This is a genomic window from Saccharothrix sp. CB00851, assembly GCF_001905065.1.
In the GTDB taxonomy this organism is placed as follows: Bacteria; Actinomycetota; Actinomycetes; order Mycobacteriales; family Pseudonocardiaceae; genus Actinosynnema.
The window spans coordinates 1-10,001 of record NZ_LWLC01000057.1 but is presented as its reverse complement, the minus strand read 5'-3'; the positions used below and the strand labels follow the sequence as shown (position 1 = coordinate 10,001).

At 71.7% G+C, this 10,001-nt stretch carries 11 protein-coding genes; 3 read left to right on the top strand and 8 right to left on the bottom strand.

The features are described 5' to 3' along the window. Positions 1 to 346: 346 nt before the first annotated feature. The 5 genes from A6A25_RS45110 to A6A25_RS38390 form a co-directional block, all read right to left on the bottom strand. Positions 347 to 511: a hypothetical protein gene (locus tag A6A25_RS45110; RefSeq protein WP_198933012.1), complete on the bottom strand. Its 165-nt coding sequence runs from the start codon at positions 509 to 511 to the stop codon at positions 347 to 349. 9 nt (positions 512 to 520) lie between these two features. Further along, on the bottom strand, positions 521 to 1,780 hold the full coding sequence (locus A6A25_RS38405) for an NAD(P)/FAD-dependent oxidoreductase (protein ID WP_073898945.1): 1,260 nt from the start codon (positions 1,778 to 1,780) through the stop codon (positions 521 to 523). Between the two features lie 116 nt (positions 1,781 to 1,896). Next, the gene (locus A6A25_RS38400) at positions 1,897 to 3,420 is read right to left on the bottom strand and encodes a PucR family transcriptional regulator (protein ID WP_073898941.1); all 1,524 of its coding nucleotides are present in this window, start codon (positions 3,418 to 3,420) and stop codon (positions 1,897 to 1,899) included. Positions 3,421 to 3,468: 48 nt separating this feature from the next. Then, a complete protein-coding gene (locus A6A25_RS38395; RefSeq protein WP_073898939.1) occupies positions 3,469 to 3,894 on the bottom strand; it encodes a group III truncated hemoglobin in 426 nt (141 codons plus the stop codon). Then, positions 3,891 to 4,199, bottom strand: a complete 309-nt coding sequence (locus tag A6A25_RS38390) for an RrF2 family transcriptional regulator (RefSeq protein WP_241829145.1) — start codon at positions 4,197 to 4,199, stop codon at positions 3,891 to 3,893. The genes A6A25_RS38395 and A6A25_RS38390 overlap by 4 nt, the downstream gene beginning before the upstream one ends. Before the next feature lie 689 nt (positions 4,200 to 4,888). Here A6A25_RS38390 and A6A25_RS38385 point away from each other — a divergent pair. Beyond that, positions 4,889 to 6,226, top strand: a complete 1,338-nt coding sequence (locus A6A25_RS38385) for a pectate lyase (RefSeq protein WP_073898937.1) — start codon at positions 4,889 to 4,891, stop codon at positions 6,224 to 6,226. Positions 6,227 to 6,407: 181 nt separating this feature from the next. Next, entirely contained in the window at positions 6,408 to 6,800 is a 393-nt protein-coding gene (locus A6A25_RS38380) for a hypothetical protein (RefSeq protein ID WP_073898935.1), read from the top strand. On the opposite strand, the gene A6A25_RS38375 is transcribed toward A6A25_RS38380, so the two are convergent. Continuing rightward, complete coding sequence (locus tag A6A25_RS38375; protein WP_083669010.1) at positions 6,801 to 7,337, bottom strand: nuclear transport factor 2 family protein; 537 nt, start codon at positions 7,335 to 7,337, stop codon at positions 6,801 to 6,803. A 109-nt stretch (positions 7,338 to 7,446) separates the two neighbouring features. Next, complete coding sequence (locus A6A25_RS38370; RefSeq protein WP_073898933.1) at positions 7,447 to 7,848, bottom strand: ATP-binding protein; 402 nt, start codon at positions 7,846 to 7,848, stop codon at positions 7,447 to 7,449. Positions 7,849 to 7,999: 151 nt separating this feature from the next. Here A6A25_RS38370 and A6A25_RS38365 point away from each other — a divergent pair, with 151 nt between their 5' ends. Continuing rightward, a complete protein-coding gene (locus tag A6A25_RS38365) occupies positions 8,000 to 8,347 on the top strand; it encodes a hypothetical protein (protein ID WP_143193691.1) in 348 nt (115 codons plus the stop codon). Here the strand turns inward: A6A25_RS38365 and A6A25_RS38360 are convergent, their stop codons facing one another. Beyond that, on the bottom strand, positions 8,348 to 9,490 hold the full coding sequence (locus A6A25_RS38360) for a carboxylate-amine ligase (RefSeq protein ID WP_073898929.1): 1,143 nt from the start codon (positions 9,488 to 9,490) through the stop codon (positions 8,348 to 8,350). Positions 9,491 to 10,001 lie beyond the last annotated feature (511 nt).

The following is a 10,001-nucleotide window of genomic DNA, read 5'->3' as shown; positions in this document are numbered from 1 at the left end:
CAACCCCGAGGTTAAAGATCAAGCTTACGGGCACTCCAGGCAGGCCAAACCCGGCAGGCCCGGCGGGGAAAAGCGTCCCGCCAGGCCTGCCGGCTTCGACCAGCCTAAAGCACCCGAACCCCATGTAAAATCGAGCCTTTGCGGTCTCGTTGCGGTCCGATGTGGTCCCGAACCACCGAACCCGGCACACCGGAACCCGCGTAGGCCGCCCCCGCGCACCGTACCCACACCGTGGGGTGCCGTCAGGGCGGCCGGCGGGAGGAGTGGGCCGCCCTGACGGCGGGGTGTCCGTGGTGCCGGGTGGTCCAGCGGCGCCGGCTCCTCGGACGGGGTGGTTGGCTCGTGGTCAGTCGCGGGTGCGGAGGTGGAGGATCGTGTCGACGTCGCGGGCGTAGCCGGTGGCGATGCGGGTGACGATGTCGAGTTGCACGCGCAGGAACGTGTTCTCGGCGCGCAGTCGGTGCAGCTCGGCGCGTTCGTCGCCGGTGAGCTGGTCGCGGGGGCCGTCCACGTGGGCCGCTCAGCGCAGTGGGTCGAACGGGCGCAACGCGTCCGGTTGCTTGCCGGTGGTGATCTGCTCGGCCAGCAGCCTGCCGGTGATCGGGCCGTGGGCCAGGCCCCACATGCCGTGCCCGCCCGCGACGTACACGCTTCGGGCGAGGACCTCGCCGATCAGTGGACGCCCGTCGGGGGTGACCGGGCGTGGGCCGACCCACACGTCACGACGCTTCTCCCACCGCACGCCGTCGAGCAGCGGGCGGGCCGAGGCGGTGATGGCCTCCAGGCGGGCCACCACGCCGGGTGCGTCGGGATCGCGGAACTCCATCGTGCCGGCGACGCGGAGCGCGCCTTGGTAGGGCGTGCACGCCACCCGTGCGGCGGGCAGGTAGACCGGGCCGGGTACCGGGCGGTCGACGGGGACGGTGAACGAGTAGCCGCGGCCCGCGCGGACCGGGACGCGGACGCCCCACTTGGTCGCCAGGCGGGAGAGCCACGCGCCGGTGGCGACGACGGCCACGTCGGCGGACACGGTCTCGCCTTGGCGCGTGTGCACGGTGACGCCCTGGCGGTGGGAGTGGATGTCGATGGTCTCCAGCACGCGGATCGTCGCGCCGCGGTGTTGGACGGCCCGAGCCAGTGCCCGGACGAAACCGCCGGGGTCGAGGTGCCGCTGGTCGTCGATCCGCACACCCGTGGTCAGGGCGGGTGAGGCGAGGGGCACGAGTTCGTGCAGCTGGTCGCGGTCGAGTGCGGCGTGTTCGACCGGTTGACCGGCGTCGGCCATCCGGCGCAGTTCGTGCAGCAGGCTTCGGGCCTGCTCGGCGTTCTCGAATCCGGCGGTGATCGGCGCGTCGACCGTGGGTGCCTCGACGCCGTTGGCGGTCAGCACGTCGAACGCCTCGACGCACTCGGCGTTGAGCGACCGGTTGGCGCGCACGGCCCGCGTCCAGGACGACCACCGGCAGTTCGCCGCGAACCGGGCCAGGAACGACCACAGCCCCGGGTCCGCCGACAGCGGGATGTGCAGCGGAGCGGTCGGGTTCAGCAGGGACCGCAGGCCGTAGCGCAGCACGGACGGTTCGTTGAGCGGGATCGTCAGGCCCGGCGCGACCCACCCCGCGTTGCCCCACGACGCGCCGGCGGCCACGCCCGTGCGGTCGAGCACGGTCACCTCGACGCCTCGTTCCTGCAGGAACCACGCGGTCGACAGGCCCACGATGCCCGCGCCGACCACGACCGCCGACCGCGGCCCGCCGTCGCTGCGCCCGACGTCGACCATGACCACCTCCACACCTCAAGCCGAACTGCTGTCGAAGCCAGCATCGCGCGGGTGCCCCACCAGGCTGTTGTCCATCGCCGACAATTCCGGTGGGCGGTCTTGTCGGGAACCGACAGTCAGTCGGCGGCGGCCAGGTCGATGATCATGGCGAGCCGCTTGCGCGGGTCGTCCAGGTCGAGCGGGGTCACCTCGGCCATCTTGCGCAGCCGGTAGCGGATGGTGTTGGGGTGCACGCCGAGCCGTTCGCCCGCTTGGGCGAGGTCGCCCTGGGCCTCCAACCAGGCGCGCAGCGTCGGCACGTAGTGGGTGGCGTGGTCGCCGTCGTGCCGCCGCAGCTCGGCGACCGGGCCACGGGCCGGTGTGCGGCCCGCCCTCGCGGCGGCACGCAGGCGTTGCAGCAGGATGTCGTCCCACGACTCGTCGTAGGCGGGCGGCACCGCGCCCGGTGTGCGCGCCTCGTGCAGCGCCAGGCACTCGTCGGCCTCCTGCCTGCTCGCGGGCAGGTCGGCCGCGGCGGCGGTGCCGCCGATCCCGGCGGTCACGGTGACCTGCGCCGGCAGCGCGGCCCGCAGCAGGGCCACCCACTCGCGGGCCGCGCTGACCTGCTCACCCGGCAGCACGGTGTAGAGCGTGTTGCCGGACAGGGTGCTGCGACCGGGCCGTGACCAGCCGAAACCGGTGGTGGCCCGGTCGAACGCGAGCAGCAGGGCGGCGTGCCGTTCGGCGGCGATGTGCGCCCGGACCGCGATCACCCGCGACGGCCCCTGCGGCAACCCGAGCCTGCTGACCACCGTGGCGGCGTCCGCGGTGCCCTCCAGCAGCCGGATCACCAGGTCGGACTCCACCTGCCGCTCCAGGTCGGCGCTGGCCCGCGAGCGCAACAGGTGCAGCGCCACGGTGCGGGCGCCGTCGGCCAACGCCGTGCACCGGGCGCCGGTCAACGGCACGCCGCACGTCACCCACACCGAACCGAGCAGCTCCCGGCCCGCGCGGACGGCGACGACCATGCGCCCGGTCAGCCCGTGCTCCGGGTCCTCCTCGACGAACAGCGGCTCGTCGTAGGACGCCAGGTAGGCGAACACACCGCGGTCCTCGAACAGCTCCAGCAGCCGTTGCGGCGCCTGGCGGCCGAGGATCGTCTCCAACCGGGCCGGGTCGGCGCCCTGCTGCGAGCTGGAGTACGCCAGCACGCGCGACAGCCGGTCCTCGATGGTCACCGAACCGCCGACCGCGCCCGCGAGGCTGTCGGCCAACGCGAACAGGTCCGTCGGGCCGCGGCCCGACTCCGTCTCCCGGCCTTCCAGCACGAGCCCGTAGACCACGCCGGCGAGCTGGCTCCACGACACGGCCGGGTCGACCAGCATCACCGCGACGCCTTCGGCCTCACCGATCGTCGCGGTCCCCCGATCGGGTTCGCCGTGCAGCAGGACCACGGCCGCCTTCGCCGCCACCGCCCACCCCACGGCCTGGACCACCGACTCGGCGCCGACGGCCAGGAACACGTCACCGCCCACCGCCCGCGCGTCGTCGGCCTCGCGCATCACCACGCTGCGCAACTCCGTCGACCGCGGCACCGGGCAGCACGCCAACCGCACGCCGTAGCCACCCAGCACGTTCACCAGGCGGTCCAACCTGATCATGGGCAAACCTCTGTTCGGAACCGACAGCACACCGTAACCGCCGGCCCGTCAGCGCTCCTCGGCCTGCTCCCGCGGCCGGATGGTGACCAGTTCGCTCGCGTCCTCGCGGCGCAGCCGACGGATCATGGACCAGGCGATCCGCTCCGCCTGCGCCTTCGCCAGGTCCGCCTTCTCGCCCGCGAACATCCCGTCCACGGTGTCCGCCCACAGCGCCAGCCACCGGGTGAAGTGCGTGGCCGTCAACGGGAAGCGCTCGTGCAGGTCGAGGTGCGCGCGCAGCAGGTTGCGGCGGTACGTGCCGGCCCGGAACAGCACCGTGGCCCAGAAGTCCGCGATCACCGGCAGGTGCGTGGCCAGGTCGAGCCTGGCCACGTCGCGGAAGACGGGGCCGAGCAGCGCGTCGTCGAACGCCCGCCGGTAGAACTCGGTCACCACGGCCAGCGCGTCGTCCCGGCCGGTCAGGTCGCGGGTCACGCCGTGCCGCCTGGCCGGACCAGGTCGAGCAGTACGGGACCCGCCGGTTCGGCCACCAGGGCACGCACGGTCACGTCGTCCAGCACGGCGAGGAACGCCAGTTGGGCGGTGCGCAGCGCGCTGCGCAGGTGGCAGCCGCCGCGCAGCGGGCACGGTGGCCCGTCGCAGTCCACGACCTCGCGGTCACCCTCCAACGCGCGGACGATGGCGCCGACGGACGTGTCCAGCGTCGAGGCGGGCACCCCGACCCCGCCGGCCCGACCGCGCGAGGTGGCCGCGAAACCGTGCCGCTGCAGGCGCTGCACGACCTTGGCCAGGTGGTGGCGTCGGCACGTCGAGCGCCTCGGCGAGCTGGTCGACGGTGAGCCGCCCGCCGTCGGTGGCCAGGAGCATCACCACGCGCAGCGCGATGTCCGTGGACCGGATGAGGTGCATGGTCGGACGGTAGCAAAAGCGGTATTCTCCAGTCCTGTTTAGGGTGCTTGCCGGACTGGGGGGCGATGATGGGATCGGATGCGGAAGTCGGCCCGGTCCCGGCCGGGGACCCGGTGTGCTGGCTGTCGCGCGTGTGCCCGGATTGCGGGTTGCTCGCCGAAGGGCCGGCGCGCGCGGTGTGCTCCCGCTGCGGCGCCGAGATGCCGGAATCAGAAGACCTGCGGTGAGTCGGCAAAAGTTCATTGCCTGACCGTTTGTTCACAAGTGTGACCCCGGTTGGCCGGCGCGGTTCACGAATATGACCAGCCGCATTTGCCGGCCGCTGGCGGTTGATCACCTCGAACGTCGACTACCTCGGTGTTCGACGGTATTCGACAGTGGCGTGGGCGAAGTGCTCGAAAACCGTCGTTGACCTGTTGCTTCCGCTGCCTCTAACATCCCGCTGGAAAGCGATTTCCGGTAATTTTCACACTGGTGAATGCGGTCTTTCCGGAAACGCGCTGCCGGAATCGGTGAACGCCGACCTCGGCGTCCCGGGAAGTGAGAAGTGGAGTTGTTGATGAGCACAGCGGATCACCGTCGATCCACGCGGCACGCGCGTGGCACCCGATGGCGGCTGAGCCTGGTCGCGGCGGCGGGTGCCACGGCGCTCGCCGCCGGACTCCTCGCCTGGCCGGGTGCGACACCGGCGGGCGCGGCGGTCGGCGCCGGGACCTACAAGATCAAGAACGCGGGCAGCGGCCTGTGCCTCGACGTCCCCGGCGCGAGCGCGGCGAGCGGCGTCCAGCTCCAGCAGGCCTCGTGTGGCACCTCCGGCAGCCAGGTCTGGACGGTGAGCGCGGTCAGCGGTGGTTTCGCGATCAAGTCGGCGGCCGGCCTGTGCCTCGGCGTCCGGGACGCGTCGACCTCCGCGGGCAAGGCGATCGAGCAGCAGGCGTGCAGCGGCACCGCCACCCAGACCTGGTCGTTCACCGCGAGCGGCAGCAACTACCGCGTGGTCAACACCAACGGCGGCAAGTGCATGAACATCAAGGACAACTCCACCTCCGCCGGTGCGCTGGTGCAGCAGAACTCGTGCGACAGCGTGGCCACCAAGCAGTGGACGTTCACGCCGAGCAACGGCGGCCCGACGTCGACTTCCACGTCGACCTCGACGTCCACCTCGACCACGACCCGGACGACCACGACGACGACCACCACGACGTCGAACCCTGGCGGCGGTGACGGTAGTGGTCCGTGGCCGTCGGACACGGGCAGCGTGCACCAGACCACGACGCGGAACGTGGGCTCGTACTTCAACGGTGGGATGAAGCGGTACTACGGCATCGGTGACGGTGGTCAGGGTGAGAGCCAGGACCCGATGTTCGTGGTGGCCAACGGCGGCACGATCGAGAACGTGATCATCGACGCGCCGGCGGGTGACGGCATCCACTGCGAGGGTTCGTGCACGATCCGCAACGTGTGGTGGAACGACGTGGGCGAGGACGCGGCGACGTTCAAGTCGTCCAGCTCGTCGGCGACGTACCTGATCGACGGCGGCGGTGCGCGCAAGGCCTCGGACAAGGTGCTCCAGCACAACGGCGCCGGCACGCTGACCATCCGGAACTTCCAGGTGGACGGCGCGGGCAAGCTGTACCGGGCGTGCGGGAACTGCTCCAGCTCGTACCAGCGGCACGTGGTGATGGACGGCGTGACGGCGCGGAACACCGACGTGCTGGCCGGTATCAACACCAACTGGGGTGACACGGCCCGCTTCTCCCGGATCACCGTCTACGGCGACGCCACGATCTGCGAGAAGTACCAGGGCGTCCCGAAGGGTTCCGAGCCGAAGAAGATCGGTGAGGGCGCGGACGGCAGGAACTGCTTCTACTCGCCGTCGGACATCACCTGGCGGTAGGCGCGGTCGGCAGGACACCGATCGAGGTCGCGGCCACCGGGTCGCGACCTCGATCCGTGTACCGGGGGTGTTCCGATCGCGGACGCGTCCTCCGCCGATCTCCACGGTGTCGCCGGGTGGTTCGGATACGGTGTGCGGCGAAGGGGCGGCGTGGCGTGAGCAGGGGCGAGAGGCAACTACGGTGACCAGCTGGATCGACGTGATCAACTATGTCCGGACGCGGTACGAGGTGCTGGAGGAGACCGACAGCTGGCTGCGCTTCCGGCTCGACCTGGACCAGGACCGGACCCAGCAGGTCTCGGTGCACCACGTGCCGGAGTCGGACGGCGTGGCCTGGGTGGAGATCTCCTCGCCGGTCGGCCGCGCCGACGCGATCGACCTGAAGCGGTTCCTCGAACTCGCCGGCACCTCGCCCGTCGGCGGCGCCGCCGTGGTGGACGACGTCGCCCTGCTCAAGCACACCGTGCCGCTGGAGGACCTGAGCGTCCGCGAGGAGTTCGAACGCCCGCTGATGCTGCTCGTCGCCGCCGCGGACGCGTTCGAGCACGAGCTGACCGCGGCCGACAGCTTCTGATCACCCCGGCAGGCCGATCACGGTCCGGTCGCCGGACTCCCACACCGGGGTCATGGTGACCGCGCCGATCCGCCACTCGCGACCGGTGCGCGTGAGCCGGTAGTCGTACCGGCCGCCCAGCGCGTACAGCCGGCCGCCGACCAGCGGGCCGTCGCGGTGCGTGGCCTGGAAGTCGGCGGTGACCCGGGCCCGCGCACCCTCGACGTGCGCGACCTGGTTGCCCAGCAGGTGCTGGGTCGCGGCCAGGTGGCCGAGGTTCGCGCGCCAGCCCGCCACGAGGTCGGCCGCGGCGACGGTGCCCGGCGTGCCGCCGACCAGGCCGGTGTAGTCGATCCACACCTCGGTGGTGAACACGTCCGGCAGCAGGTCCCACTGCTTCAGGTCGAACCGGACGGCCATCTGGACCGTGACCGCGACCGGGTCGGGGTGGGTGGCCGTCGCGGCCGCCCGGCCGCTGGTCACCGCCATGCCCGCCGTGACGCCGGCGCCGATCAGGAGGGTCCGACGGGTGGGTCGATCAGCTGTTTCCTGGCTCATGGTCGGCGATCGTGCCGCCACCCGCGGCCGGGCGTCCAAGACCCGTTGCCATAACCAAGTCGCATGAGGCCTGTCGAGCCTGGGCCGACGCAGCGCAGGCGGGCCGAGCTCAGGACAGCGGCAGTTCCGCCCACACCGTCTTGCACTCCGTGCCGCGGTGGGTGCCCCAACGGCGCGACAGGCTGTCCACCATGATCAGCCCCCGGCCCCGGAACGCGCCCAGCCGGGACGCACCGGTGACCGGCAGGCTGTCCGGGCTGCCGTCGTCCACCTCGACGCGCAGGGCGTCCCGATCACCCGCCCGCCGCACGCGCAGCCGACGTGGCGCGCAGGCGTGGTCGTAGGCGTTGGACACCAGTTCCGTGCACACCAGCAGCAAGTCCTGCAAGAGGTCTTCGGCGAGGTCGGCCAGCACGGTGGCGAGCCACTGCCGGATCTGGGCCAGCGGCGGCACCGGCGTGTTCAGGTCGACGACGATTCTGGCCGCGGGTGTGTTGTCGGTCTGCGTCACGTGTGGTCGCCCCCAGCGCTCCGGCCGCTCTGCCTATTTCAAACGGCGTTGGCAGGATGGGGTACCCCCAGACCGGCGTGTGCACACACCGTGTCCACCGGACGCGCTGAGCACATGCCGCGCTACGGATCGTGATCTATCCTTGCTTTCCGTGAGCGAGGAAGGGGTTCCGGTGGACGACGATCCGGTCGCCGTGCTGCGTGTCGCGGTCGACTGCGCGGTGCAAGCCGTGCTGCGCCTCGATCCTCGCCACGCCGACGCCCGGCAGGAGATCACCAGGGTGCTCGCCGGGTACGCGGCCGCTGTCGCGCCGGTGCGGGAGGGCCTGCGGGAACTGGCCGACCGGACGCCGAACGGTCCCGTGTCGGCCGCGCTGGGTTTCCTGCGCGACGCCGACGACCAGGCCGCCGCGGGTGACGTGCAGGCCGCCCGCGTCTTCCTGCTCGCCGGCCGCACGGCGTTGTTCCGCCTGGCCAGGGCCGGGCCGGACGCGGGCTGATCAGGCGGTCCGCCGGAACGGCCCGCCGGTCCACGTCTCCGCCCCGGCCAACGTGTCGCGGGCGAGTCGGTCGAGCACGTCGGACATCCGGCCCGCGCGGGCGAAGGCGCACCGCTGCCGGTCCGCGCCGCCACCGCCGGTGTCCAGAGTGGACAGCAGTCGCCGCACGAGGTCGACGTCGTCGAGGTGGTCCTCGACGCGGTGCAGCAGCCGGTCGAGCAGCAGGCGTGCGGGCACGAGGTGGCCAGACAGCACGTCCAGTGACAGGCCGGTGATGCCGTCCCGGGCCGCACGCCACGTGGCGGCGCGCAACACTTCGGTCGGCACGGCGGGCGCCCTCAGCCCACGTCGGAGATCGGCGAGCGCGGTGCACACGAGCCCGCGCACCAAGCCGGCCAGCAGCACCGCTTCGTCCACGGTGGCCGCGACGTCGGCGACCCGGACCTCCACCGTCGGCAGGTGCGAGGACGGCCGGACGTCCCAGTAGATCATCCGGCGGTCCCGGGCGGCACCGGCGGCGAGCAGCACGTCGCAAGTGGACTCGTAGTGCGCGAACGACTCGAAGTACGGCGGCGGACCGGCGCCCGGCCAGCGCGACCACACCACCGAGCGCCAGCTCGCGTAGCCGGTGTCCACGCCGTGGGCGAAGGGTGAGTTCGCGGTCAACGTCCCGATCACCGGCAACCACGGCCGCACGTGGTTGCACACCTGCACCGCGGTCTCGGGGTCCGGCACGGCGACGTGCACGTGGCAGCCGCAGATGGACTGCTCGGCCGCGAGCAGCCGGTAGTCCTCGGTGAGGCGGTGGTAGCGCTCGCCCACGTTGGTCGGCCCGGCCGGTCCGCCGACCGGTGGCGCACCGACGGCGAGCAGCCCGCAGCCGAGGGCGTGGGCGGCTTCGGCGGCCACCAGTCGGAGACCGAGGAGCTGCCGCCGCACGTCGGCCAGGTCGTGGCACACGGGGGTGCGGGTCTCCACCTGCGCCTGGGCGAGTTCGACGTCGAGGTCCACCGCGAACCGCGACCTGGCGGCCTCGACCACCTCGGCGCCGCGCGGGACCGGCGCCCCGGTCCCGGGGTCCACCAGCAGGAACTCCTCCTCGACCCCGAGCGTCGGAGCCTGCGCACCCACCAGGCTGCCCATCACGGCCTCCACGGCTGTCGGGCCAGGGAGCGGTTGGATACCCCCGATCGGACGCGGTAACCCGTCCTCCTCGGGCACGTATCGCGGGAACCGTGCTAGTCCGATCAGGTGAAGCCGCCCTGGACCGCTCAAGTCGACTGGCGGTAGTGCCGAAGAACGTGTTGAGCGCCGGAACCCCGAATGCGGGAGCGGCGTTTTTCTTGTTTCGCCCGCAGGTGGATCCCTCCGGTCGTCGTGGCGCGAGTCGTGGAGCCCCGCGTGGGAAACCTTTGGCTCCACGCTCCGGCTGCCGGCGAGCTTTCTCGATCAAGCTGAGGCGGTTGTCTTCGCTGAATACCGCAATCGCCATCTGAGACTGTGCGGGCAGTCCTCGGGCATCCGGAGCATTGACATGTTTCGTGGAGCGGATCGAAACTTTAGGCAACGTTGCCGATCGTCGTTCTTGCCGTCTCCACCACCTGTCTCAAAGGAGAGCCCTGGTGATCATCAGTTCAGGCCGCTTGAAAGTGCG

Bases quoted from the DNA above. Each gene is read 5' to 3' on its own strand.
- A6A25_RS38375 (WP_083669010.1), bottom strand. From the start codon at position 7,337: ATGAGCCAGGAAACAGCTGATCGACCCACCCGTCGGACCCTCCTGATC.
- A6A25_RS38405 (WP_073898945.1), bottom strand. From the start codon at position 1,780: ATGGTCGACGTCGGGCGCAGCGACGGCGGGCCGCGGTCGGCGGTCGTG.
- A6A25_RS38360 (WP_073898929.1), bottom strand. From the start codon at position 9,490: ATGGGCAGCCTGGTGGGTGCGCAGGCTCCGACGCTCGGGGTCGAGGAG.
- A6A25_RS38400 (WP_073898941.1), bottom strand. From the start codon at position 3,420: ATGATCAGGTTGGACCGCCTGGTGAACGTGCTGGGTGGCTACGGCGTG.
- A6A25_RS38385 (WP_073898937.1), top strand. From the start codon at position 4,889: ATGAGCACAGCGGATCACCGTCGATCCACGCGGCACGCGCGTGGCACC.